Here is a 25673-nt window from a genome sequence, read left to right on the forward strand (position 1 = left end):
ATAAAAAACCCCGCCGAAGCGGGGTTCAAGGGAGCACCACGTTTGAAAGGTGTTGCTTAGAACGCGTATTGGGCGCGGAAGACGAAACCGTCGCCGCTGTCGTCGCCAGTACGGACGCCTGTGGTAGAAGCGTTGTAAACGTTCTCGGTATTGGCCCTGACGTACACGCCGCTGATTTTCACCGCTTCGTTCACGTACCAGTTGACGCCCAGGTTGTGCACTTTGGCTTCCAGGTCACCGACATCACGGGTAGCGGAAGCGGTCACCAGGTTGTCGTCTTCGACATTGATGCTGTCATAGCGATAGAACACTTCCCACGCACCGATCTGCTTGTTCTCAGGCTTGATGGCGTCGAACTTGCCCAGCTTGTAGCCACGGGATTCGCCGGTCAGGGTGTAGGCGGCCTGCACGTAATAACCGTCCGCTTTGATGTCCTGGAAGGCAGAGGAGTCAGATTTCAGCTTGCGCTTCATGTACTCACCCTGGATCGACAGCGGGCCCATTGCCCAGGCAGCCTCCAGACCCAGGGCGGTATCGTCGTCGTAGGAGCCAGCGACGGTGTTGTTGGCGCCCGCGAATACAACGCGGTTGCCGTTGGTGCCGGCGTCGTTACCACCGGTGGTTTCCACGCCACGCATGCCCAGGCGGCTACGGAAGCGTGTATCGATCACCGAGTCGGATACATCGCGGCGAGCGGCGTTGAAGCCCAGGTGCAGCACGTTGCCGGCGTCGTGCAGGGGTGCGAATACACCGCGCAGGTTGACTTGTTTGTTGCTGTCGCCATCGGTGTCGTTGTTGTCCTTGGCGAACAGACCACCGGACAGGTAGACCGAATCACCGATGGTGCTGGAGGCCTGGATACCCATGCCGTTCTGGTGGCCGTTGGCCCAGTCGATCACGTCGTAGAAAGCGTTACGCTCCTGGGCAGTTACCCACTTGGAGCTGGTGGCCTTCTCCAGACCGAACTCGGGATCGAAGCGACCGACCTTGATGGAAACCGGCTTGAAGCCGTTGTAGGCGATGGACGCCTCGTCGAAGTAGCCGTCGTCCGAGCTACCGGAGTTGTGCGAGAAGTCGTAGTTCAGGGTGTAGGCCCAATCGGTAAAGGCGACACCGGAAAATTCCAGGAAAGCACGGCGGAAGTAGGCCGCGTCGGCGCTGTCGCCGTTACGGGTGTAGATACCGTCGAACGAGCTGTAGTCAGCCTGCAGACGACCACCGATCTTGAAACCGAATGCCTTGTCGGTGGTAGCGACCTCGAGGCCGCCCTTGGTTTTGACCACGATGTCAGCGCCGTCGGTGGTGACGGTGCCGGCGAAAGCCTGGGCGGAAACGGCCAGAGCCAGGGCGCTGGCTGCGAAACCGGCGAAGTGCTTACGGATCATCGAGAATTCCCCTAATTGAACTTAAGTGCTGAAAAACACCCGAGCCTTGGGCTCGTTCGTGCTGGGGGAATCTTCGCGGCGACTTATTTCAGCGCAGTTGCTGATATATAAATATTTGGTGACAGGGGAACTTTTTAGTCGCTTTGAATATAAAGCTTGACAGCGAAGCGCTCAGCCGAGTAGCTGAACCCGCTGCATAGTGCGTACTAGAGGGGTTGCGGACGTGAAGCAGGCGGCACCTTGCATGCCGCCTTCATGCGCTCAGCGCTTGCGCAGAATCACGCTACCGATCGAATAACCGGCACCGAAGGAGCTCAGCACGCCCAGCGAGCCTGACGGCAGATCATCCTGATTCTTGTGCAGGGCAATCACCGAACCGGCAGAACTGGTGTTGGCGTAGGTATCGAGAATCACCGGTGCCTCGTCGGCCTCCGGGTCGCGCCCCAAGAGCTTGCGGGCAATCAGCTGGTTCATGTTGAGGTTGGCCTGGTGCAGCCAGAAGCGTTTCACGTCCGCCACATTCAGGCCGTTTTCCTGCAGGTGAGCGGCGATCAGCTCAGCGACCATCGGGCAGACTTCCTTGAACACCTTGCGCCCTTCCTGCACGAACAGCTTGTCGCGGGAGGTCTGAACGCCGTCTTCAGCGGCACGATTGAGAAAACCGAAGTTGTTGCGGATGTTATTGGAGAACTGGGTCAGCAGCTTGGTGCCGACCACCTCGAATTGATGGCCCGAGGTGGCCAAGTCGGCGCGCTCGAGCACCACTGCGGTGGCCGCATCGCCAAAGATGAAGTGGCTGTCACGGTCGCGGAAATTCAGGTGCCCGGTGCAGATCTCCGGGTTGACCATCAGGATCGCCCGCGCCTGGCCGAGCTGAATGCTGTTGGCCGCGGCCTGGATGCCGAAGGTTGCCGAGGAGCACGCCACGTTCATGTCGAAGCCGAAGCCCTGAATGCCCAGCGCCGCTTGCACTTCGATGGCTACGGCAGGATAGGCGCGCTGCAGGTTGGAGCAGGCGACGATCACGCCGTCGATGTCCGCAGCGCTCTTGCCGGCCCGAGCCAGCGCCTCTTTGGCCGCCGCCACCGACATCTCGCAGAGAATGCCCCACTGCTCGTTATTGCGTTCAGGGATGAAAGGCACCATACGCTGCGGATCGAGAATGCCCTGCTTGTCGATCACGAAACGGCTCTTGATGCCCGAAGCCTTTTCGATGAAGGCGCTGTTCGACTCGCTCAGCGCCTCGACCTCGCCACGCTCGATGGCGTCGGCGTTGTCGCTGTTGAATTGCTGCACGTAGGCATTGAAGGACGCCACCAACTCGTCGTTGGAAATGCTGTTGGCCGGCGTAAACAGGCCGGTACCGCTGATGACGACGTTATGCACGCTGCTTCCCCTTGTTGTTGTGGCCATTGCCGGGCTGACCGCCTGCGGCACCAGGACGCGGCAGGTGGTCGACCGTATCGTTGTCCGCGCTCACAGGCGGCCAAGTGTGCCACAGCCAAAAGGGTCACGCCCATCGGGCAGGTGGGCTGCAGCCCACAAAAAGCAGCGCTTGCCGGGTAAGCGCCGGGGAAATCCGCTACTGACCTGGCCGGGCTCAGGCGCCACCGTTGATGCGCTGGAATGCCTCGTCGGACCGCCCTTCACGCTCGGCCAGCCGCTGGAAGCGGGCACGCTCGACGATGATTTCGTCCGCCACCGGCTGCTTCGCGAACAGCGCCATCACTTCATCTACGAACGCCTCCAGCGGCATGTATCCCTCACGGGTGGCCTGTCCGGGCGTAAGCTCGGTCTGCACTGCCGGCGGCGCCAGTTCGATGACCCGAACCTTGCCCGCCAATTGATGCCGGAGCGACTGACTGTAAATGTGAATCGCCGCCTTGGTGGCGCTGTACACCGCCGCATCGGCCCGAGGCACGAATGCCAGCCCCGAGGAAACATTGACGATGACGCCCGCATCCTGGCGTTTCAGGTGTTCGACCAGCGCGTTGTTCAGGCGGATGGGGCCCAGGAGGTTGGTGATGACCTGAGCCTCGGCGTCGGCCAGGTCCGACTCGGTACCGACATCGTCGATGTGCATGATGCCCGCGTTGTTGATCACGCCATTGAGATTCGCGAAGCGCTTGGTGATCTCCCTGGCAAAATCGCGAATCGCTTCTGCATCTGCCACGTCCAGGGTCATGGCATGCATGCCTTCTCGCCCGGCGATGGTTTCCTGCAGAGTGTCCAGATGACGGCCGGTGACGATCACGGTATTGCCCAGCGCATGAAAACGCAGCGCCAGCTCGCGGCCGATGCCAGAACCACCGCCGGTGATCAACAGAGTATTACCCGATGCTTTCATGGTCATGCCTCTCGGTTGGTTGCTCGGTACGCACGAGCGCCATGTGACTCGCGACGATCTGGCATCCCAACTGTTGGAGCACGCTGGATGCGAAAAGGTCGAGCCAACATGTCCCTTTTACGAATGGTCGGTTCGATATTCGACGCCAGCTTATGACGACCACTTACCTGCCGAAAGTAGGCACCCGAAAGTGCTATACACACCTGAGGGTAACTATCGAATGGTGAAGCCATGTCCACGGATGAAAAACGTCATCGAGAAACGCGCGAGCAGTTGAGAGCCACTGCCCCGCTGGAGCCTCGCGTGGCCGAACTGGTCAACGGCGTGATCGCCCGGGTAGCTGACAAATGGACGATGATCATCCTCGACGTGCTCGCCGAGCACGGCGAGACGCGCTTTGTGCAACTGCAACGACAGGTGGGCGGTATCAGTCAGAAGATGCTCACGCAGACACTGCGCGACATGGAGCGCGAAGGCCTGGTGATCAGGACGGTGCACGCCGAGGTACCACCGCGGGTGGAATATCGCCTGACCGATCTGGGCCTGAACCTAGGCGAGGCGTCTTGCGGGGTGTGGATTTGGGCGCAGGATAATCTCGACACCATCGAGCGCGCCCGAGACGCATTCGACCAGCGCAAAGCGAAGCGCTGAGGCGGCCGTCGCCCTTCAACCGGGAACGGCCGCCGGCACGTCAGCTCAGGCTTTCATCGATGACCAGCACCAGCTTGCCGTTGACCTGGTTGCCTTCCAGGGTCGAATAGGCCTCATGAGCCTCGGCAATCGCAAAGGTGCGCGCCAGCTGCGGCTTGAGGCGCCCCTCGCTGAACAGCGGCCACACGTGCTGGCGCAGGTCGCGCAGCAGTTCGGCCTTGAACAGATCGTCGCGGTTGCGCAGCGTCGAGCCGATCAGCTGGATGCGCTTGCCAAGCACCTGGGCCATGTCGATCTCGGCCTTGCGCCCGCCCATCAGGCCGATGTTCACCCAACGGCCGTCGCGGGCCAGCAGCTTGAGATTCAACGCGGCATAACTGGCACCGACCGGGTCGAGGATGACTTCGAACGGGCCGAAATCATCCGTCACGTTCAGGCCGTCCTTGTCACGAATCGCCCCGCCACTGGCCCCCAGGCTTTCGCAGTAGGCCAGGCGATCCTGCGAACCGACGGTCACCCAGCAGGTGCTGCCGAAGGCCTTGCACAGCTGGATGGCCGCCGAGCCAACACCACTGGCACCTGCGTGTAACAGCACCTTCTCACCGGGCTTCAGGCCGGCCAGCTGGAACAGGTTGAGCCAGGCGGTGGCGTACACCTCCGGCAGCGCCGCCGCCTCGTGCAGCGACAGGCCTTCTGGCACCGGCAGCACATGGCGCGCATCGACCACCACTTCTTCGGCCACGCCGCCGCCAGCCAGCAATGCGCAGACGCGATCACCCACCTGCCAGTCATCGCACCCGGCGCCCACTTCACTGACGATGCCCGCACATTCCAGGCCCAGCGTATCGCTGGCACCCGGCGGCGGCGGGTAGTTGCCGGCCAGTTGCAACAGGTCGGCGCGGTTCAGGCCCGCTGCCGCCACGCGAATGCGTACTTCCCCTACATCACAGGCAGGTGCGGGACGATCGACCCATTCCACCTGCCCTTCAACGCCTTGCAATGCTTTCACGGTGCCTCCATAGTGCATTTGAACCTGGCCCGTCGCTGAGTGACGGGCCTTTGCATTGCGCCAATGGAACCTGGCGCCCTCAAAGACGGCCTAATATGCGTTATCAACTGTCCCCACGTCGAATCAGCATGAAGCGATCCTTTATCAGTGCCACCCTGACCCTTGTACTCGGGCTGGGCGCCTTGCCCCTCGCCGCCAAAACCACCAAAGCCGATTCTTGGGAGTACCTGCAGCCCGATCGTGATCAGGTGATCGCCAGCCTCAACGTGGTCGAATTGCTGCAGCGCCATCACTACAGCAAGCCTCCGTTGGACGACGCCCGTTCGGAAAAGATCTATCAGGGTTACCTGAAAATGCTCGACCCGGCGCGCAGCTACTTCACCGCCGGCGACATCGCCGAATTCGACCGCTGGAAGGACAAGTTCGACGATTTCCTGAAAAAGGGTGATCTGGAACCCGGCTTCGCGATCTACAAGCGCCAGCTCGAACGTCAGCAGGACCGCCTGAACTACGTGCAGGGCCTGCTGGCCAAGGGCGTCGACAAGATCGACTTCACCGTTGACGAAAGCCTGCTGGTCGACCGCGAGAAAGCCCCGTGGGCCAAGGACGTCGCCGAACTCGACGACCTGTGGCGCAAGCGCCTGAAAGACGAAGTGCTGCGCCTGAAACTCGCTGGCAAGGAACCCAAGGCGATCCAGGAACTGCTCACCAAACGCTACAAGGCACAGCAGGCGCGCCTGCAGCAGACCCGCAGCGAAGACGTGTTCCAGGCATATATCAACGCCTTCGCCATGACCTACGATCCGCACACCAACTACCTGTCGCCGGACAGCGCGGAAAACTTCGACATCAACATGAGCCTGTCCCTCGAGGGCATCGGCGCCGTGCTGCAGAGCGACAACGAACACGTCAAGGTGGTGCGCCTGGTACCGGCCGGCCCAGCCGAGAAAAGTAAGCAGATCTCGCCTGCCGACAAGATCGTCGGGGTTGGCCAGGGCGACGGCGAAATCGTCGACGTGATCGGCTGGCGTCTCGATGAAGTGGTCAAGCTGATCCGCGGCCCGAAAGGCTCGCGCGTGCGCCTGGAAGTGATCCCGGCCAGCAACGCACCGAATGACATGACCAGCCGGGTGGTGAGCATTACCCGTGAAGCGGTCAAGCTCGAAGAGCAGGCCGCCAAGAAATCGGTGCTCAAGGTCGATCAGGACGGCCGCTCCTACAAGCTGGGCGTGATCGAAATCCCGGCCTTCTACCTGGACTTCAAGGCCTTCCGTGCGGGTGATCCCGACTACAAGAGCACCACGCGCGACGTCAAGAAACTGATCACCGAACTGCAGGCCGAGAAGGTAGACGGCATCGTCATCGACCTGCGTAACAACGGCGGCGGCTCGTTGCAGGAAGCCACCGAACTGACCGGCCTGTTCATCGACAAAGGCCCTACCGTGCTGGTGCGCAACAGCGATGGCCGCGTGGACGTGCTGGCCGATGAGCAGGAGGGTGCCTTCTACAAAGGGCCAATGGCCGTGCTGGTCAACCGTCTGTCCGCCTCGGCTTCGGAGATCTTCGCCGGTGCCATGCAGGACTACCACCGTGCGCTGATCCTTGGTGGCCAGACCTTCGGCAAGGGCACCGTACAGACCATCCAGCCGCTCAACCACGGCGAGCTGAAGCTGACCCTGGCCAAGTTCTACCGCGTATCCGGGCAGAGCACCCAGCACCGCGGCGTGGTGCCGGATATTTCCTACCCCGACGTGATGGACAACAAGGAAATCGGCGAAAGCGCGCTGCCCGAGGCCATGCCATGGGACAGCATCCGCCCGGCGATCAAGCCCGAGCTGGATCCGATCAAGCCGTTCCTCACCGAACTGAAGAACCGTTACGACAGCCGCACTGCGGATAACCCGGACTTCAACTTCGCCCGCGAGCGCCTGGCCCTGTCCCGCGAACTGATGGCCGAGAAGACCGTCAGCCTCAACGAAGCCAAGCGCCGTGCCCAGCAAGCCGATATCGAGAAGCGCCAGTTGGCGATCGAGAATGCTCGTCGCGTTGCCAAGGGCGAGGAGCCGCTCAAGGAGCTGAAGAAGGAAGACGAAGACGACGTGCTGGCGCAGGCCGAGGAAGACAAGAAGACCAAGCCGGAAGACGACGCCTACCTGACAGAAACCGGACACATCCTGATCGACTACCTGAAGCTCAACACCCGCCTGGCCAAGCAGTGATTGCTGGCCCGAAGTAAGCCGAAGGGCGTCTCCACCGAGACGCCCTTTTTTATGGCCTTCCCGGATTGCCGGGACAACGCAGACCGTGTCAGAAAAGCATTGGTTTTTTGTTGACGCCCGACCCACTTCATCAATCGGTCATCATTCTGTAGTCAAATCATGCGCATCTAACGGGACGCATCTATCATGGCTAATAGCCATCTCCCGTTCTTCGATTTGCATAGAGATTCGCCATGACCGTCACCGAACAGTTGAGCTCGCTGGGCCAGATCCTCGCCCACGGCGACCTGCATAGCCTGTTCCAGCCAATCGTGTCGGTCGCCGAGCGACGCATCCTCGGTTACGAAGCGCTGACCCGTGGACCCTCCAACAGCCCGCTGCACTCGCCGCTGACTTTGTTCGCCGCGGCGCGGCAGACCGGCATGCTCAGCGAGCTGGAGCTGGCTTGCCGCAAGAGCGCCTGCCGCCGGTTCAGCGAGCAGCAACTCGATGGCCTGCTGTTTCTCAACGTTTCCCCCGATTCGCTGCTCGACGCCAACCACCAGCCTGGCCGCACCCTACAATTGCTGCAGACCTACGGTATCGCCCCCAGCCGCGTAGTCATCGAGCTGACCGAGCAATCGCCCACCGACGACTTCTACCTGCTCGACACCGCCCTGCACCACTACCGCGACATGGGCTTCTCCATCGCTCTCGACGACCTGGGCGCCGGCTACTCCAGCCTGCGCCTGTGGTCGGAATTGCGCCCGGACTACGTGAAAATCGACCGTCACTTCATCGACGGCATTCATCGCGATGCAGTCAAGCGCGAATTCGTCGGCTCCATCCTGCAGATGGCCAAGGCCTCGCGAGCCAAGGTGATCGCCGAAGGTATCGAACTGGAAGAAGAGCTCGCCGTGCTCTGCGAGATGGGTGTCGATTTGCTGCAGGGTTACCTGCTCTGCCGCCCCCAGGAAACGCCGCCCACCGACGCCCGCAAGATGCTGCCCGCCTTGGGCCAGGCGCCCACACCGCTGGGCGAGGAAGGCAGCGATCTCACTGCCCTGCTCAACGAGCAGCAGGCGGTGTCGATTTCCACACCCACCGCCGAGGTACTGGAGGCGTTCCGAGCCCAGGCCAACCTCAACTCCCTGGCGGTGCTGGACGAAGCCCAGCGGCCGGTGGGCATCGTGCACCGTCATTCGTTGTCCGATGTACTGCTCAAACCCTTCGCCACCGAGCTGTATGCGCGCAAGCCGATCAGCCGGCTGATGAGCAACGACTTCCTGGCCGTGGAGATCAGCCAGTCGCTGCAGCAGGTCAGCCGCCTGCTGACCAGCCGCGCCCGCCAGCGCATGGAAGAAGACTTCGTGATTACCGTCGAGGGCTGCTACCAGGGCCTGGGGCGGGTAATCGACGTGCTCAAGCTGATCACCGAGATGAAGATCCAGCAGGCCCGCTACGCCAACCCACTGACCCTGCTGCCGGGCAACGTGCCAATTCAGCAATGCCTGGCGCGCCTGCTGCAGCAGAACCGCGAAGCGGCGATCTGCTACGTCGACATCGATAGCTTCAAACCTTTCAACGATCTCTACGGATACGCCAAGGGCGACGAGGTGCTGCTCTGCCTGGCGCACTGCCTGAACGAGCGCATCGACCCCAGCCGGGATTTCGTCGGCCATATCGGCGGCGACGATTTCCTGCTGGTGTTCGGCTCCAAGGACTGGCGCGCCCGCCTCAACCACCTGCTCGAAGATTTCCAGAGCCAGTGCCGGCGCTTCTACCTGGAAGAACACCTGGATGCCGGTTGCTTCGTCAGCCACAACCGCCAGGGCCAGCGCGAGGAGTTTCCCCTGCTGTCACTGTCGCTCGGCGTGGTGCACCTGCACCCGCAGCACTGCCCGCTGCTGGATGCCAGCGAACTGGCTGGCCTGGCTTCCGAAGCCAAACGCCAGGCCAAGGCGGTGCCTGGTTACAGCCTGCACGTGATCGACACCCATACGCTGCAGGAGCGGCCTGCTCAGGCCTCGGCGGGGTAATCGAACTCGAACACCCGGGCCACTTCCGAAGCATGCCAGGAGGCGGCCGCGACGCCGTCGGGGGCGCCGTCGAAACGGCCCAGGCGGGTGACGCACTCGAAGAACCCGGTGCGCGGCAGGCGGCTGGCGCCCTGGCTGATCACCAGAGCACTGCGCAGTGGGCGGTCACTGCGGGCATCCAGTGCGGCCAGGTGTTCCAGCGCGGCGGTGAGAGTCTGCATGGCAGGCGCGGGCAGCGACAGGCGCTCGATCAGTGCACGGTACGTCAGCAGGTGGCGTTGCCTGCGGGCGTCGTCGAGGGCCGCCAGCAGCGCATCCCAGTGTACGCGGCTGATGCGCACGCTCATGCTTGCCAACCCGAGATACCCAGCACCCAGGCCAGCGCACGCAAAATAGCGGCATCTGGCTGACGCTCGCCGCTCTCGATCATGCCCAGGTAATGGGGGCTGATGCCCACCGCCCGCGCCAGTTCATCACGGCTCAGGCCCTTGGCTTCGCGCAATGCGCTCAGTTCGCTCAACGCTTTCGGCGCATCGACATCCTGCGGGGTCGGCGCGGCCTCGGGGCGCTTGCCGGCCGCCTGGAGCAGCGCCTGATAATCGGCCCACGGCAACACCGCGTATTCCGGTTCGCCGTCACGCTCGATCACTTGTACGTTCATGATTGGTTTCTCCGCGAGGCGCAGCGTCCCTCTGCGTAATCCGGCTCAGGGCCACAACATGAGGCGCATACTACCAGCCCGCCGGCATGGCGCACTCATCAGACGTCACCGCGTGTGACGACTACCTTCAGGTCGCCGCCCCGTGCATGAAGAACGTCTGCAGCGATGAGCCCATGCTCGCCCGCGCGACCCGTCCACGGCGCTCGCCGTCGACCAGGCCGAACAGCAGCGAAGCGAACAGCTCGGTCAGTACCGGCGCGCCGATGTCGATGCGGAATGCGCCCTCCTGCTGCCCCTTCAGGAAGAACTGATCCAGCGCGTTGGTGTACGGCAGCCAGCGCGCCTCTTCGCCGCATTCATGCAGGGAGTCCGGGCGCCACTGGAACATCAGGAAAACCAGCAGATCGCGGTGGACCAGATGCCCATCCACCAGGCGTTGCAAGGCCTCGGGCACCGGCGCATGCTGCAGGTCGGCCTCGGCGATGACCTGGTTCATCACCTCGGAGCCGTAGTCGAAGAGCATTTCGATGAGGTTGTCGCGCGTGCCACAGAAACGATTCAGGGTTGCCTTGCTCACGCCTGCCGCCTGAGCGATTTCCTTGAAGGTGCCACGCGGGTGCTCGACCATGGCGACGGCCAGTGCTTTGAGCAGTTTTTCTTCAGCGACAGGTCTTTGCATCAATCGGTTCTTCTCGGGGCTCATCGGCACGGCGCGTCATTGTGCAGGAAAACCCCTAATGTTCAAAAGGACTGCCAAATTTAGTCACAAAAAATGCAAATGAGACAATATTGACTCACATGCATCTATAAACGACCATTCGCGCCTTTCGAGGACTAACTGGATTGGGCATCGCCCCAGGTGAAGCATGAGAAGGATTCGCACCCAACACGTCGTATCGGCGATCACCCTTTCAATCATCATCGGCCTGGCCGGCTGTGACAAAGGCGAACAAGGTTGGGGCGAAGCACCGCCTCGCGAAGTGGACGTTCTCACGATCAGAACCGAACCCTTCACCGTGGTAGCCGAATTACCCGGGCGCATCGAACCGGTACGCGTCGCCGAAGTGCGTGCCAGGGTCGCCGGCATCGTGCTCAAGCGCACCTTCGAGGAAGGTGCTGACGTCAAGGCCGGCGACCTGCTCTTCCAGATCGATCCTGCGCCGTTCAAGGCCGCGCTGTCGCGCGCCGAGGGCGAGCTGGCCCGCGCCGACGCGCAGCTGTTCCAGGCCCAGGCCACGGTCAAGCGCTATGAGCCGTTGGTGAAGATCGATGCGGTCAGCCAGCAGGACTTCGACGTGGCCCGCGCCACCTTGCGCAGTGCCCAGGCCGACAAACGCTCGGCCCAGGCCAATGTGGAAACCGCCAAGCTGGACCTGGGTTACGCCCAGGTACGCGCGCCCATCGCCGGGCGCATCGGCCGCGCCCAGGTGACCGAAGGCGCGCTGGTCGGCCAGGGTGAAACCACCCTGCTCGCCCGTATCCAGCAACTCGACCCGGTGTATGCCGACTTCAGCCAGCCGGCTGCAGATGCCCTGCGCCTGCGCGCCGCCATCGCCGATGGCAAGGTTTCCGGCGACGGTGACAAGACGCTGTCGCTACGCGTCGATGGCACCGATATCCAGAGCAAGGGCACCCTGTTGTTCACCGACATTTCGGTGGATCGAAGCACCGGGCAGATCGCCCTGCGCGGGCGCTTCGACAACCCGAAGGGCGTTTTGCTGCCTGGCATGTACGTGCGCGTCGGAACCCCCCAGGGGCTCGACCAGGACGCCATCCTGGTACCGCAGCGCGCCGTGCAGCGCGCTGCCGATGGCAAGGCTAGCGTAATGTTGCTCGGCGCTGACGACACCGTGGAGGCGCGGCCGGTGACCACTGGCGCCATGCAGGGCGCGCGCTGGCAGATTACCGACGGCCTCAAGGCCGGTGACAAGGTGATCACCAGTTCGCTGTCGGCCATCCGCCCCGGCGCCAAGGTGGTACCGCGCCAGCCCGACGCCGAAGCCCAGAACGACACCCCTTCCCAGGCGCAATAAGCCGGAGCACCCGACATGTCCTTGTTTTTTATCCGGCGCCCGAACTTCGCCTGGGTGGTCGCGCTATTCATCACCATGGGCGGCTTGCTGGCCATCCCCTTCCTGCCGGTGGCGCAGTACCCCAACGTCGCGCCGCCGCAGATCACCGTCACTGCCACCTACCCGGGCGCTTCGGCCCAGGTGCTGACCGATTCGGTAACCAGCGTGATCGAGGAAGAGCTCAACGGCGCCAAGAATCTGCTGTACTTCGAGTCCACCAGCAACGCCAACGGCATCGCCGAGATCACCGTGACCTTCCAGCCGGGTACCGACCCGGAGCTGGCCCAGGTCGACGTGCAGAACCGCCTGAAGAAGGCCGAGGCGCGTATGCCCCAGGCCGTGCTAACCCTGGGCATTCAGACCGAACAGGCCACTGCGGGCTTTCTGCTGATCTACGCGCTGAGCTACAAGGACGGCAGCGCCAACGATGACACCACGGCCCTGGCCGACTATGCGGCGCGCAACATCAACAATGAGATCCGCCGCGTTACCGGTGTCGGCAAGCTGCAGTTCTTCGCCTCCGAAGCGGCCATGCGCGTGTGGATCGATCCGCAGAAGCTGGTCGGTTACGGGCTGTCCATCGATGACGTCAACAACGCCATCCGCGCCCAGAACGTGCAGGTGCCAGCTGGTGCCTTCGGCAGCACGCCGGGCAGCGCCGAGCAGGAGCTGACCGCGACCCTGGCGGTCAAGGGCACCCTGGACAATCCCGAGGAATTCGCCGCCATCGTGCTGCGCGCCAACCAGGACGGCTCGCGCCTGACCCTGGGCGACGTCGCGCGTATCGAGGTTGGCAGTCAGGACTACAACTTCGGCTCGCGCCAGGACGGCAAACCGGCCGTGGCCGCCGCCGTGCAGCTGGCGCCAGGCGCCAACGCCATCCAGACCGCCGAGGCGGTCAAGCAGCGCCTCACCGAGCTGTCCGCGAACTTCCCGGACAACGTGCAGTTCTCGGTGCCCTACGACACCTCGCGGTTCGTCGACGTGGCCATCGAAAAAGTCATCATGACCCTGATCGAGGCCATGGTGCTGGTGTTCCTGGTGATGTTCCTGTTCCTGCAGAACGTGCGCTACACGCTGATTCCGTCCATCGTGGTGCCGGTGTGCCTGCTCGGCACCCTGACCTTCATGTACCTGCTGGGCTTCTCGGTGAACATGATGACCATGTTCGGCATGGTGCTGGCCATCGGCATCCTGGTCGACGACGCCATCGTGGTGGTGGAGAACGTCGAACGGATCATGGCCGAAGAAGGCCTGGAGCCGGTGCCGGCAACCATCAAGGCGATGGGCCAGGTGTCCGGGGCGATCCTCGGCATCACCCTGGTGCTGTCGGCGGTGTTCCTGCCGCTGGCGTTCATGGCCGGCTCGGTGGGCGTGATCTACCAGCAGTTCTCGCTGTCGCTGGCGGTATCGATCCTGTTCTCGGGTTTCCTGGCACTGACTTTCACGCCGGCGCTGTGCGCCACCATTCTCAAGCCGATCCCCCAGGGGCATCACGAGAAGACCGGTTTCTTCGGCTGGTTCAACCGCAAGTTCACCGGGCTGACCGGCCGTTACACCAAACTCAATAGCAAGCTTGTACCGCGTGCCGGACGTTTCATGTTCATCTATCTGGGCATCGTGGTGCTGATGGGTTTCTTCTACCTGCGCCTGCCGGAATCCTTCGTGCCGGTCGAAGACCAGGGCTACATGATCGTCGACATCCAACTGCCGCCCGGCGCTACGCGCGAGCGCACTTCGGCGACCGGCAAACAGTTGGAGGAATTCCTCGCCTCCCGCGAAGCCGTGGCGACCTCGTTCCTGGTGCTGGGCTTCAGCTTCTCGGGCATGGGCGAGAACGCTGCCATCGCGTTCCCGCTGCTCAAGGACTGGTCCGAGCGCGACTCGCAGCAATCGGTCGAGGCTGAGACGGCCGCAGTCAACGGCCGCTTCGCCAACCTCGACGACGGCGCGATGATGGCCGTTCCGCCGCCACCGATCGAAGGCCTGGGCAACTCCGGCGGTTTCGCACTGCGTCTGCAGGACCGCGGCGGCCTTGGCCGCGAAGCGCTGCTGGCAGCCCGTGACGAAGTGCTCGGCAAGGTCAACGGCAACCCGCTGTTCCTCTACGGCATGATGGAAGGCCTGGCCGAGGCGCCGCAACTGCGCCTGGTCATCGACCGCGAGCAGGCGCGCGCCCAGGGCGTCAGCTTCGAGTCGATCAGCAATGCGCTGTCCACCGCCTTCGGCTCCTCGGTGATCAACGACTTCGCCAACGCTGGCCGCCAGCAGCGCGTGGTCGTGCAGGCCGAGCAAGGCGCACGGATGACCCCGGACAGCGTGCTCAAGCTGCACGTGCCCAACGACAGCGGCAACCTGGTGCCACTGAGCGCCTTCGTGACCACCCAGTGGGAACAAGGACCGGTGCAGGTCGCCCGCTACAACGGCTATCCGTCGATCCGCATTTCCGGCGACGCCGCACCGGGGGTCAGCACTGGCGAGGCGATGGCCGAGCTGGAGCGCATCGCCGCCGACCTGCCGGAAGGCATCGGTTATGAGTGGACCGGCCTCTCCTACCAGGAGAAGGTTGCCAGCGGCCAGGCGGTGATGCTCTTCGCCCTGGCCATCGTGGTGGTGTTCCTGCTCCTCGTCGCGCTCTACGAGAGCTGGGCGATTCCTTTGGCGGTGATGCTCATCGTGCCGGTGGGTGCCCTCGGTGCGGTGCTCGCGGTGACGGCTATCGGCCTGCCCAACGATGTGTATTTCAAGGTCGGTCTGATCACCGTGATCGGTCTGGCGGCGAAGAACGCGATCCTCATCGTCGAGTTCGCCAAGGACCTGTGGGAGGACGGTTACTCACTGCGCGATGCCGCCATCGAAGCTGCCCGCCTGCGTTTCCGGCCGATCATCATGACCTCCATGGCCTTCATGCTCGGCGTGGTGCCACTGGTGATCGCCACCGGCGCCGGTGCCGCCAGCCAGCGTGCCATCGGCACCGGCGTGCTCGGCGGCATGTTCAGCGCGACGTTGCTGGGGGTGATCTTCGTGCCGATCTTCTTCGTCTGGGTGCTGTCGCTGCTGCGCACCAAGCCCAAGCAGACCGACCACCATCCCTTGCACAAGGCGGAGTAAGGCCATGACCTCCACGACCCTGCTGCGCCCTGCCCTGTTGGCCCTGGCCGTCGCCCTCGCCGGCTGTTCCCTGGCGCCCAGCTACGAACGCCCCGAGGCGCCAGTGACAGCGCAATGGAGCGCCCCCCAGGCGACCGGTACCAGCGCGCAAGCGCTGGACTGGCAGACCTTCATCGTCGATGCCGACCTGCGCAATGCCGTGCAAACCGCGCTCGGCAATAACCGCAGCCTGCGCCAGGCGCTGCTGGATATCGAAGCGGCCCGTGCCCAGTACCGTATCCAACGTGCCGATCGCCTGCCGTCGATCAACGCCAATGCCAGCGGCAACCGCCAACGCTTGCCGGCCGACCAGTCGCAGACCGGGCGTTCGGAGGTGACCAGCGTGTACCAGGTTGGCCTGGGCCTGGCCGAGTACGAGGTCGACCTGTTCGGCCGCGTGCGCAACCTTTCCGAGTCGGCACTGCAAAGCTACCTGGCCACCGAGCAGGCGACCCGCGCCACGCAGATCAGCCTGATCGCCGAGGTGATCCAGGCCTACCTGACCCGCGACGGCGCGCTGCGCCGCCAAGCCCTGGTCGAGCAGACCCTGGACAGCCGCCTGGCTTCCCTGGAACTGGTCAGCAAACGCCGTGAAGCGGGGGCCGCCACGGCGCTGGATTACCAGGAAGCGGTGGGCCTCGCCGAGCAGGCCAAGGCGGAGCGGGAAAGCATCCAGCGCCAGCTGCGCCAGGCCGATAACGCCCTGGTACTGCTGCTCGGCACGCCGGATGCCCTGCAAGGATTGCCCAGCGTGCCCCGCGACGATCGCCTGGTGCTGCAGGACATCGCTCCCGGCACCACCTCGGCGCTGATCGAACGGCGCCCGGACATCCTGGCCAGCGAGCATCGCCTCAAGGCGCGTAACGCGGACATCGGCGCGGCCCGTGCGGCGTTCTTTCCGCGCATCACCCTGACCGGCTCGGTAGGCAGCTCCAGCACCGAGCTGTCCGGACTGTTCGACGGCGGCTCACGGGCCTGGAGTTTCGCACCGACGCTGTCGCTGCCGATCCTCGCGGGCGGGCGCAACCGCGCCAACCTGGATCTTGCCGAAGTGCGCCAGGACGCTGCGGTGGCCGACTACGAAGGTACCATCCAGACCGCCTTCCGGGAGGTCGCCGATGCCCTCGCCGCCACCGACACGCTGCGCCGCGAGGAAGCCGCACGAAGCGCTCTGGCCGACTCCAGCCGAGCCGCGGAAACCCTGGCCGAAGCGCGTTACCGGGGCGGCGTGGACGACCACCTGCGCTACCTCGATGCACAGCGCAGCAGCTTCAACGACCAGACCGGCCTGATCCAGGTCAGCACCGATCGCCAACTGGCCCTGGCCGACCTGTTCAGGGCCCTGGGCGGTGGCTGGCCGGACGCTGGCATGGCGCGGGCGGATGCCTCACCTGCAACGCAGCGCTGATGAACAGGGGCGTGCTGGCACAAGCTGCACGCCCCTGCTCGTTCAGTTCAACAGGGCGATCAACGCAGGCACGCTGAGTACCGCCGTGTAGTAGCCCATGAACTGCACGCCGATATTGAAACCCAGGAAGCGCCCCAGAAAGCCGCCGAGCAGGCCGATGGTGACGATCACCAGCAGCCCGAGCAGGCCGCCCTCCCAGATCCCGACCACCAGCACCAAGCCGATGAAGGTGGCGATCACCGCCTCGTGGCTGATCCTGCGCGAGACGAAGGAAGCCGCCTGGTGGGCGAAGTTCATGGTGAAGGGGTAGGCGATCAGAATGGCCACCAACACGGCCATCATGCCATAGCCGAAGAACTCCCAGTTGTTGAGCAGGTTATGCAGGTTATTGACCTCACCGGTGGCGTTGTCGACGGTGAAGCGTGGCGGTGCGTTGAACAGCGGCGCCGCCGGCCCTGCGGCCACCGGGCTGAGCGGCAGGCCAAAGGCGATCAGCGGGATCAGCGCCTCGGCGATGTAGGTCGACTCGGTGACCCCATTACGGGCGGTGATCACCGTGGTCAGACGCTCGTAGGCCTGTTTGATACGCGCACCGATCAACTCGCCCATGATCACCGTCATGGCCACCGGGCTGAACACGAAGGTGGCACTGGTCACGCTCGCCGCCATGGCAGTCATACGTGTCTGGCGTTTATTGATCACCCGCAACGGGTTGGGAAAGTAACCGCGCCAGCCCTTCATGTCCGGTGCCAGGGAGAACACCCGATACTCATCGCGGCGCATGCGTTCACGCTCGGCTGGCGCCAGCATCGAGAACAGCGAGGTGATCAGCGGTGCCACGGCAATGCCGAGGAAGTAGCTGACCGCCAGCTTGACGCCGTACTGGGCCGTCAGCGTCTGCAGGGCGACGATCACCAGCACGAACGGCAGCAAGGCCAGCACCGAGGCCCAGCGCCCGGCCGAGAAGTAGGCGATGGTGAAGGCGGCGCAGAGGAACACCCAGGGGGCGAACTGCTTGATCACGTCACCGAACGGCGCCAGCAGTACGGCGAACAGCACCGCCAGCGGCACCGCGATGACGGCCGCCACCGCGCCTCCGGAAATCATCTTGCGCAACGCCACGTGAGGTACACCGAGGCGGCGCAGGTGGTTGGCGTCGCCGATCAGCGCGGTCGCCGAGGTATCACCGGGAATGCCCAGCAAGGCGGTGGGTACCGCGTGAGTCATATGCTTGGCCACCGCCCCGGCCAGGAAGAAGGTGAGAATGCCGGCCGGCGGCGCGCCGAGCAGCACCACGAGCATGGTCAGCGGTGCCAGGGTGGTGGTTTCGTCGGTACCCGATACCAGGCCGATGGCGGAGAACAGCATGGCGCCGAACAGGCCGAGCGCCAGGGCCATGAGAATCTCATAGAGCAGGCCTTCCATCATGGGCGCCCTCCACTCAGGGCCAGGGAATCGCGCGTATCCACGTCGACCTCTGCACTCTGCTCGCGGGCCTGTTCTTCCCGGGCCTGGGCGTCCCGGAACAACTCGTAGAGGCCGAGTTCGTGGAGTTCGGCGACCACTTCCGGCGAGGTGTCCTCGAGGCGGCCAAGGCTGCCGTACTCCTTGAGCAGGTCATCCACCACCTGCTCGCGAAAAGCCGGGTCCGCCACGTGCTCGACCACATCGCGCTTGGGCTTGAACAGCATGGCGCTGATCGCGCCACCGCCAAGGCAACCGAGAATGCCGAAGAGCATGGCGTAGGCTTTGGCCATCTGCGCGGATTCGACGAGGCCACCGAGTATCAACAGCGCCAGCCCATAAGCCCCCAGGCTGACGATGGCGCTGACGATGATGGCCAACACCAGATGCCTGGCATCGACGGTGTCGCCCCACACCTCGTAGAGGTTGTCGGTGTTGCGCGCCGCGTCCGCGCTAGGCGGTGTCGCGGCCGGTCTGGCAAGCTCTTGGCTCATGGTGTCCCCCGCCCTTTCGGGCTCTTGTTGTTATTGAGGAAGCAGCTGGTTGGCGACCGCAAGGTCAGCTTCGTGTGCATGTCAGGCGCCTGCCATGGCGCCCGTCGTATCTCCTGTTCATTGCGCGTGGGCAAGGCGTACGCTGGCGCTTGCCTGGGTGATCACTTGGCCCGCCTGGTTGGCTAGGCGCAACGCCAGGGTCACCTGCCCGCCCTCCACCGTGATGACTTCACCGACGGCGGTCAGCACATCGCCGAGATAACCGGCGCGGCGATTGCTGTACTGGAAACTCAGCAGTTCATCGCCCTCCTCCATCCAGTCGTACACCAACTGAGTCAGCCAATCGCCCTGCAACGGGCCGTCCACCAGCAGTGCCGGATGCCCTTCGCACTGCTGGGCATAAGGCAGGTCATAGTGGATACGGTGGGCATTCCAGATGGCCGCGTTGTACAAGAACAACTGCACGGTACCAGGCCGGTACTCGCGCTCAGGCAGCCGTTGGCCTGCTCTGATCATCTGCCTGGCCATGCTCACCTCGCGATCCGGGTCAGGCGCTCGGTCACTACCGGCTCACCTGATTCGGTTTCAAAACGGTTCTCGAACACCAGAAAGATCAGCGGCCCGTCGGCGCCCTGTTTCTGGTAGATGTCCAGCAGGGTCTGCCGACAAAGCAGCACGTCGCCGGCGAAGATCCTGCGGTGCACCTGGTATTCGCTGCCGCCGGCCATGATGCGTTTGAGCGGCAACTCGGGAATCAGCGGGTCGTCGGGTTTGTGTCCGTCTTCCAGCAGTTGCTCCAACGGCAGCACCGGCATCATCGCGCTGAACAGGAACAACAGCGGCGCTTCGTCGCCGTCGAGATAGCGGCGCTGGCGCTGCCCGGTGGCTACCGCATATTTTCTGATGTCGTTGCGGTTCACCTCGAAGCGCGACGGCGGCAGCGAGGTGCCGATGCTGCGCCGCGCCGCATCGCTGATCAGACTCTCCATCAGATCACCCCCAGCCGGACCAGCTCGGCGTATTCGGCTTCATCCAGGCCCAGCCACTGGCGATAGATGGAGGCGTTGTGCTGGCCGACCGCCGGCGCGCTGGCATCGCGTTCCAGAGTGCCACCAGAGAGTTTGATGGGGTTGCCGAACACCTCGAAGCGAGCACCCTGGCAGTCAACGGGCACCACCATATCGCGTTCGCGCAGGTGGGGATCGGCCACCACTTCATCGATGCTCTTGATTGGCGACAAGGGGAAGCGATCACCGGTCATGGCTTCCAGTTCGGCCTTGGTGTGGGCGCCGAGCCAGCGCTCCACGGCAGGCTTGACCTTGCGCAGGTAGACGTCGGCCTCGAAGCGCTTGGCCATGCTGTCGACCTCGGGGTCGCTGGCCATCGCCTCGTCACCGAAGGTCAGGCAGGCCTCGCGCCAGAACTTGTCGGTGTAGGCACCGAAGAACACGTAGCCATCCTTGCAGGCGTAGCGTCCGTAGGGGCGCACGAACGGATGGCCATTGCCCTCCGGCACCGTGACCTTGCCGGTTTCGGTGTAGGTCACCAGCGCGTTCTCGGTGAGCGAGACGATCGAGTCCTGCTGCGATACGTCGACCAGTTGGCCCTGGCCGGTGCGCTCAGCTTCACGCAGCGCACCGAGGGTGCCGATGGCCGCATACAGCGCAGCGGACAGGTCACCGAGCACAGTGCCCACGCGCATCGGTTCTTCCACCGTGCCATTCATGGACCACAAGCCGCCGCTGGCCTGGGCACTGCTGTCGAAGGCAGGCCGCAGCGAATTCGGGCCGTACTGGCCGAAGCCACTGATGGCCGTGAACACGATGGCGGGGTTGACCTCCCTGAGCACCTCGTAGCCCAACCCCAGCTTGGCCATGGTGCCGGGCCGAAAGTTCTCGATGACGATATCGGCCTTGCGCACCATGTCCAGAAAGGTGGCCTTGCCCTCGGCCTTCTTGAGGTCGAGACCAACCGCCATCTTGTTGCGGTTGAACTGGGCGAAGAAGCCACTCACCGGCTCGGCGCTGCTTCGGTTGAGCGGCGGAAATTCACGGGTCAGGTCGGGGTCGGCGGGGTTTTCGATCTTGATCACCGTGGCGCCCATGTCGGCCAGCAGCATGGCGCAGTATGGGCCGGCGACGACGCGGGTGAGGTCGAGGATGGTCACGCCCTGCAGAGGGCCGGCGGTTCTGGCGAAGCTCGCCAGTGCATCGGTCAGTGAATTCATGGGTTCTCCTGTGTCGGCACGTCGCCGCCGGCGCGCCGAGGCGCCTGCATGAAACACCAACGTGCGCTCGGCCAGTGAGTGGGCGGAGTGATGCGGGCAACGCGACCTGATGCTTGTCGCGGCTGGCCGTATCTGTTCCGGGTTGATGTTCTATTCGATCAAAGGGCCCTGTTGCGCATGGCGTTGGCCACTCTGGAAGCCGACGGTTTGCCCAGCGCCGCGTCGATGAAGGCGCCGGCTTCGAGCAGCGCCGACAGGTCCACGCCAGTTGCCAGGCCCTGGCCCTCGAGCAGGTAAACCAGCTCTTCGGTTGCCACATTACCGGTGGCGCCGGGTGAATACGGGCAGCCACCCAACCCGGATACCGAGCTGTCGAACACCCTTACCCCGGCCTCCAGAGCAGCCTGGACATTGGCCACTGCCATGCCGTAAGTATCGTGAAAATGCCCGGCCAGTGCCGTGATGGGCACCTCGCTGGCACAGGCCTGGAGCAGCGCCCTGGTCTTGCCCGGCGTGCCTCTGCCAATGGTGTCACCAAGGCTGATCTCGTAGCAGCCCATGGCATGCAGCGCGCGTACGACCTGGACCACATCCGCCACCGGCACCTCGCCAGTGAACGGGCAACCGAGCACGCAGGAAACGTAGCCGCGTACTGCCACGCCCTGCTCCAGCGCCTTGCCCAGCACTGGCTGGAAACGCTGCAGGCTGTCGGCGATGGAGCAGTTGATGTTCTTCTGCGAAAACGCCTCGGAAGCCGCGGCGAATACCGCCACCTCCCGGCAACCCGCCTGCAGCGCCGCATCCAGCCCCTGAAGATTGGGCACCAGCGCCGTATAGGTCACCCCTGGGCGTTGCCCGAGGCGGCGCAGCACCTGGTCGGAGTCGGCCATCTGCGGCACCCAGCGCGGCGACACGAACGCGCCGGCCTCGAGCGTTCGCAGCCCGGCCGCAACCAGCCGTTCGATCAGCGCCACGCGCACCTCGACCGGCAGGGTCAGGGCTTCGTTCTGCAGGCCGTCGCGCGCGCCGACCTCCACCAGTCTTACCGCATCCATGCTCATTGCCCGCGCTTTTCGCGCAGCAACGCCTCGGCGCGGTCGGCGCGTACGTCGCGGGTCTCGACCATACGCTTGACCAGCCAATCCAGCTCATCGCCACGGGCACCGGCCGACAGCGCGACATTGCGTGCATGCAGGGCCATGTGGCCACGCTGGATACCTTCGGTTGCCAAGGCACGCAAGGCACCAAGGTTCTGCGCCAGGCCGACGGCGACGGCGATCTCGCCCAGCTCCTGAGCGCTTTTCACGCCTAGAATGCGCAACGACAGCTGCGCCAGCGGATGGGTCTTGGTGGCGCCACCGACCAGGCCGAGCGGCATCGGCATCTCGATGGTGCCAACCAGATGACCTTCGCGATCCTTCTCCCAAGTGGTCAGGGAACCGTAATGGCCATTGCGGCAGGCATAGGCATGGGCACCCGCCTCCACAGCCCGCCAGTCGTTGCCGGTGGCCACCACCAGCGGGTCGATGCCGTTCATGATGCCCTTGTTGTGGGTCGCAGCGCGGTACGGATCAATGGCCGCGAAGGTATAGGCATCGATCACCCCTTCGATGACCTCGGTGCCCTTGTACTCGGCGGTATCCAGATGCTCCGGGGCGATCCGCAACTGTGCACGCGCCAGGCGCAGATCGGCGAGGTTGGAGAGAATGCGCAGGCGCACCTTGCCGCCCGTGAGCTGCTCCATCAGCGGCGCCACGGCCTCGGCCATGGTGTTCACGGTGTTAGCGCCCATGGCGTCGCGCACGTCGACGATCAGGTGCGCGACCAGCATCGGCCCGCGCGGGCTGTCGATGAAGGTATGCACCTCGATATCACGGCACCCGCCGCCCAGGCTGTTCAGCAACTGGTCCTTGCTGTTGGCCAGGGTGATGATCTCGTCCTTGTTGCGCAGCAGGCTGAGCCGCGCGTTGTAGGGATCGCTGACACCGATGATCTGCACCTGAGCACGCATCAGCGGCGCACTGCTGGAAGTCTGGAAGCCACCTGCCGGGCGGGTCAGCTTGGCCATGAAAGAGGCCGCCGCAACCACCGAGGGCTCCTCCACCACCAGTGGAATGAGCATCTCCCGGCCGTTGATACGGAAGTTGCTGGCCAGGGCATAGGGCAGCTCGAACTTGCCGATCACGTTCTCGATCATGCCGTCGGCAATCTCCAGTGGCAGCGCTCCGGCATCGCGCAAAAGCGCGACTTCCTCAGCGGACAGGCCAAGCAGATGCTGCACGTGTTCGAGACGTTTTGCGGGGGACAGGTTACGGAAATCGGGCAGGCGGGAATCGATCGACATGGGCGCTCCTCGGGGAGTCGTTTGTTCTTGGTTGAAACGAACGTTAGCCGCACTGTATCCCTGAAAGAAGGTACAGTTTGCCCGGACACTTCATTCCTGTACCCAGGGTTTGCGCCATGCCAAGAGAGACTCTCGCCCAGAAGGTCGCCGCTGCCATCGCCAGGCAGATTGCCGATGGCGCCCTGCTGGCGGGCAGCAAACTGCCCTCGCTGCGCGAGTACATGCGTCTGCACGGGCACTCCAAGAACACGGTGATCACCGCCTACGAGCACCTGGCCTCCCAGGGCCTGGTCGAGGCCCGCCACGGCAAGGGGTTCTTCGTCTGCAGTACCGTCAGAGCCAGTGTCGAGGATGACGAAGCGCAGCCCTACACCCGCGCGCTGGACACCATCTGGATGATGCGCCAGCAGTTCGTCCGCGACCCCGGCCACTCGCACCTCGGCGAGGGCTTTCCACCGGTCGAATGGCTGATGGACATGCGTCTGGACAAATTTCACCGCCAGGTGGTGCGCGGTGGCGTGACCACTCTGTTTCGCTACGGCACGCGGCTGGGTAACCCAGGTCTGCGCCAGCGCCTGGCGCAGAAGCTGGCGGATTACCGTATCGCCGTCTCGCCCAGGCAACTGGTCACCACTCTGGGCGCCAACCACGGTATGGATTTGATCATCCGCCGCTACGTCGTTCCCGGCGATGCCGTGCTTGTCGAAGACCCCGGCTATTACCCGCTGTTCGGCAAATTGCAGCTGCAGGGCGCACGCATGCTCGGCGTGCCACGTGAGGCCGACGGGCCGGACCTGGATGCACTGGAGCGGGTGCTGAAAAGGGAAAAGCCCAAGCTGTTCTTCCTGCAGTCCGTGGGCCACAACCCCACCGGCTCGGACATCTCCCCCGCCAAGGCCCACCGCCTGCTACAGATTGCCGAAGCGCATGACCTGTTACTGGTGGAGAACGACGCCATGGCCGATTTCAAGCCCAGCTCGGCAACCAAGCTGACGGCGCTGGATCAGTGCGAACGTACCCTTTACCTGGGCAGTTTTTCCAAATCGATTTCCGCGGCCCTGCGTGTCGGCTTCATCGCCGGCAGCAAACAACGCATCGAGGAGTTGGCCGACCTGAAGATGCTGCTGCACAACAGCGGAGCCGAATACAGCGAGCGCACCATCGAGGTGATCCTCGGCGAAGGACATTTCCTGCGGCACCTGTCACGCCTGCAGGATCGCCTGCACGCCGCCACCCAACGCGGTCTCGCGGTGCTCGATGAACTGGGTGCCGAGGTGTTTTGCCGGCCGGAACAAAGCCTCTACCTATGGGCGCGCTTCCCCGGTATCGATGACGCCAATGTCCTGACCCGCCATTGCCTGACCCAGGGCGTGATGCTCGCGCCGGGATCGATCTTCGCCGTCAATCGCCACACCCCGGTGCCCTGGACGCGGCTCAATGTGGCCTACCTGGATGACCCGGCGTTCCGCCGCAGCCTGATGCACCAGGCGCAACCGGTTATCGGCACACGGTGACGTCGGTCAGCCCCCGCGCAAGCGACGGTAACCGGACCTGGCGGTCAGCAGCATCTGGCTGATCAGTAAACCCGCGACAACGCCGCCTTAGCGACCCTGATGCCCTCGCTGCGCTCCAGTTCGCCCTTGAGCGCGCCTTCGGCCCGCACGAAACGAATATCGGTGATGCCCAGGAATTTGAAGAAGCCGCGCAGGTACGGCTCCTGGAAGTCCATCTGCATCATCGAACCGTGGGAATAGAAACCGCCGCAGGCCGACACCACGATCACGCACTTGCCGCTCGCCAGACCGACTGTACCGTTCTCCGTGTAATTGAACGTGCGGCCCTGCTGGGCGATGCGATCGAGCCAGGCCTTGAGCTGGGTCGAGATGGAGAAGTTGTACATCGGTGCGCCGATCACCAGGATAGTGCTGGCCAGAAACTCGCCCACCAGTTGCTCGGACAACCGATGTTCCTGTTGCGTGGCGGCGTCGAATTCTCCGCCCCAATGGCCACCAAAACCCGCGAAGATCGGGCCGGTCATGTGATTGATGGGGGCCTCTACCAGATCCCGATAAAGCACCTCGGCGTGCGGATAGATGGAGCGCAAATGGGTGACTGCGATGGCAGACAAGTCCTTGCTCAATGAGCTTTCGCCCGAGATGCTCGAGTCCACATGCAGGATTTTCATGCCTGGATCATTTCCATACCGGAGCATTCTGGAGACGGT

Annotated in this window: 22 protein-coding genes; 7 read left to right on the forward strand and 15 right to left on the reverse strand. The window is 63.8% G+C overall.

Going from position 1 to position 25673, the window contains the following annotated elements; translation table 11 throughout:
• Positions 1-56 precede the first annotated feature (56 nt).
• The 3 genes from BVH01_RS06225 to BVH01_RS06235 all read right to left on the reverse strand — a co-directional run bounded on the left by BVH01_RS06225 (position 57) and on the right by BVH01_RS06235 (position 3738).
• Positions 57-1385: an OprO/OprP family phosphate-selective porin gene (locus BVH01_RS06225; protein ID WP_075929496.1), complete on the reverse strand. Its 1329-nt coding sequence runs from the start codon at positions 1383-1385 to the stop codon at positions 57-59.
• Between the two features lie 261 nt (positions 1386-1646).
• Positions 1647-2771 carry a beta-ketoacyl-ACP synthase III gene (locus BVH01_RS06230; protein WP_075929497.1) on the reverse strand — a complete coding sequence of 375 codons (1125 nt, stop codon included), beginning with the start codon at positions 2769-2771 and terminating at the stop codon, positions 1647-1649.
• 214 nt (positions 2772-2985) lie between these two features.
• A complete protein-coding gene (locus BVH01_RS06235) occupies positions 2986-3738 on the reverse strand; it encodes an SDR family oxidoreductase (RefSeq protein ID WP_256562715.1) in 753 nt (250 codons plus the stop codon).
• 297 nt (positions 3739-4035) lie between these two features.
• Between BVH01_RS06235 and BVH01_RS06240 the strand changes: the two genes are divergently transcribed.
• Positions 4036-4383: a helix-turn-helix domain-containing protein gene (locus BVH01_RS06240; protein ID WP_256562716.1), complete on the forward strand. Its 348-nt coding sequence runs from the start codon at positions 4036-4038 to the stop codon at positions 4381-4383.
• 40 nt (positions 4384-4423) lie between these two features.
• On the opposite strand, the gene BVH01_RS06245 is transcribed toward BVH01_RS06240, so the two are convergent.
• Positions 4424-5392, reverse strand: coding sequence for an NAD(P)H-quinone oxidoreductase (locus tag BVH01_RS06245; protein WP_075929499.1), 969 nt, complete (start codon positions 5390-5392; stop codon positions 4424-4426).
• A gap of 95 nt (positions 5393-5487) precedes the next feature.
• Between BVH01_RS06245 and BVH01_RS06250 the strand changes: the two genes are divergently transcribed.
• Together BVH01_RS06250 and BVH01_RS06255 are read left to right on the forward strand one after the other, a co-directional pair.
• The gene (locus tag BVH01_RS06250) at positions 5488-7611 is read left to right on the forward strand and encodes a carboxy terminal-processing peptidase (protein WP_075929500.1); all 2124 of its coding nucleotides are present in this window, start codon (positions 5488-5490) and stop codon (positions 7609-7611) included.
• 233 nt (positions 7612-7844) lie between these two features.
• On the forward strand, positions 7845-9629 hold the full coding sequence (locus BVH01_RS06255; protein ID WP_075929501.1) for a bifunctional diguanylate cyclase/phosphodiesterase: 1785 nt from the start codon (positions 7845-7847) through the stop codon (positions 9627-9629).
• On the opposite strand, the gene BVH01_RS06260 is transcribed toward BVH01_RS06255, so the two are convergent.
• The 3 genes from BVH01_RS06260 to BVH01_RS06270 form a co-directional block, all read right to left on the reverse strand.
• Positions 9611-9976 (reverse strand): hypothetical protein, encoded by a 366-nt coding sequence (locus tag BVH01_RS06260; protein WP_075929502.1) that lies wholly within the window; start codon positions 9974-9976, stop codon positions 9611-9613. The two genes, BVH01_RS06255 and BVH01_RS06260, sit on opposite strands and share 19 nt — an antisense overlap.
• The gene (locus BVH01_RS06265) at positions 9973-10290 is read right to left on the reverse strand and encodes a helix-turn-helix domain-containing protein (protein ID WP_075929503.1); all 318 of its coding nucleotides are present in this window, start codon (positions 10288-10290) and stop codon (positions 9973-9975) included. Before BVH01_RS06265 ends, BVH01_RS06260 begins: the two co-directional genes overlap by 4 nt.
• A 127-nt stretch (positions 10291-10417) precedes the next feature.
• Positions 10418-10969, reverse strand: a complete 552-nt coding sequence (locus BVH01_RS06270) for a TetR/AcrR family transcriptional regulator (protein ID WP_075929504.1) — start codon at positions 10967-10969, stop codon at positions 10418-10420.
• Positions 10970-11156: 187 nt separating this feature from the next.
• On the opposite strand from BVH01_RS06270, the gene BVH01_RS06275 reads away from it, so the two are divergent.
• From BVH01_RS06275 to BVH01_RS06285, 3 genes are read left to right on the forward strand one after another with little or no spacing between them, the layout of a single operon-like run.
• A complete protein-coding gene (locus BVH01_RS06275; protein WP_075929505.1) occupies positions 11157-12323 on the forward strand; it encodes a MexC family multidrug efflux RND transporter periplasmic adaptor subunit in 1167 nt (388 codons plus the stop codon).
• Positions 12324-12338: 15 nt separating this feature from the next.
• Complete coding sequence (locus BVH01_RS06280) at positions 12339-15473, forward strand: efflux RND transporter permease subunit (RefSeq protein ID WP_075929506.1); 3135 nt, start codon at positions 12339-12341, stop codon at positions 15471-15473.
• A gap of 4 nt (positions 15474-15477) precedes the next feature.
• Complete coding sequence (locus BVH01_RS06285; RefSeq protein WP_075929507.1) at positions 15478-16920, forward strand: efflux transporter outer membrane subunit; 1443 nt, start codon at positions 15478-15480, stop codon at positions 16918-16920.
• A gap of 42 nt (positions 16921-16962) precedes the next feature.
• Here BVH01_RS06285 and BVH01_RS06290 read toward each other — a convergent pair whose 3' ends face one another.
• The 7 genes from BVH01_RS06290 to BVH01_RS06320 all read right to left on the reverse strand — a co-directional run bounded on the left by BVH01_RS06290 (position 16963) and on the right by BVH01_RS06320 (position 23449).
• Entirely contained in the window at positions 16963-18345 is a 1383-nt protein-coding gene (locus BVH01_RS06290; RefSeq protein WP_177344604.1) for a tripartite tricarboxylate transporter permease, read from the reverse strand.
• A complete protein-coding gene (locus BVH01_RS06295) occupies positions 18345-18878 on the reverse strand; it encodes a hypothetical protein (RefSeq protein WP_139315624.1) in 534 nt (177 codons plus the stop codon). Before BVH01_RS06295 ends, BVH01_RS06290 begins: the two co-directional genes overlap by 1 nt.
• A 117-nt stretch (positions 18879-18995) precedes the next feature.
• Positions 18996-19394, reverse strand: a complete 399-nt coding sequence (locus BVH01_RS06300) for a hypothetical protein (RefSeq protein ID WP_218189090.1) — start codon at positions 19392-19394, stop codon at positions 18996-18998.
• A 14-nt stretch (positions 19395-19408) separates the two neighbouring features.
• On the reverse strand, positions 19409-19867 hold the full coding sequence (locus tag BVH01_RS06305; RefSeq protein ID WP_075929510.1) for a MaoC family dehydratase N-terminal domain-containing protein: 459 nt from the start codon (positions 19865-19867) through the stop codon (positions 19409-19411).
• Positions 19867-21105 carry a CaiB/BaiF CoA-transferase family protein gene (locus BVH01_RS06310; protein WP_075929511.1) on the reverse strand — a complete coding sequence of 413 codons (1239 nt, stop codon included), beginning with the start codon at positions 21103-21105 and terminating at the stop codon, positions 19867-19869. The genes BVH01_RS06305 and BVH01_RS06310 overlap by 1 nt, the downstream gene beginning before the upstream one ends.
• A 158-nt stretch (positions 21106-21263) precedes the next feature.
• A complete protein-coding gene (locus BVH01_RS06315) occupies positions 21264-22166 on the reverse strand; it encodes a hydroxymethylglutaryl-CoA lyase (RefSeq protein WP_075929512.1) in 903 nt (300 codons plus the stop codon).
• Positions 22163-23449, reverse strand: coding sequence for a hydroxymethylglutaryl-CoA reductase, degradative (locus tag BVH01_RS06320; protein ID WP_075929513.1), 1287 nt, complete (start codon positions 23447-23449; stop codon positions 22163-22165). The genes BVH01_RS06315 and BVH01_RS06320 overlap by 4 nt, the downstream gene beginning before the upstream one ends.
• A 116-nt stretch (positions 23450-23565) precedes the next feature.
• On the opposite strand from BVH01_RS06320, the gene BVH01_RS06325 reads away from it, so the two are divergent.
• Positions 23566-24963, forward strand: coding sequence for a PLP-dependent aminotransferase family protein (locus BVH01_RS06325; RefSeq protein ID WP_075929514.1), 1398 nt, complete (start codon positions 23566-23568; stop codon positions 24961-24963).
• 62 nt (positions 24964-25025) lie between these two features.
• Here BVH01_RS06325 and BVH01_RS06330 read toward each other — a convergent pair whose 3' ends face one another.
• Positions 25026-25634, reverse strand: coding sequence for an FMN-dependent NADH-azoreductase (locus BVH01_RS06330; RefSeq protein ID WP_075929515.1), 609 nt, complete (start codon positions 25632-25634; stop codon positions 25026-25028).
• Positions 25635-25673: the final 39 nt, after the last annotated feature.

Source organism: Pseudomonas sp. PA1(2017) (assembly GCF_001945375.1).
In the GTDB taxonomy this organism is placed as follows: Bacteria; Pseudomonadota; Gammaproteobacteria; order Pseudomonadales; family Pseudomonadaceae; genus Aquipseudomonas.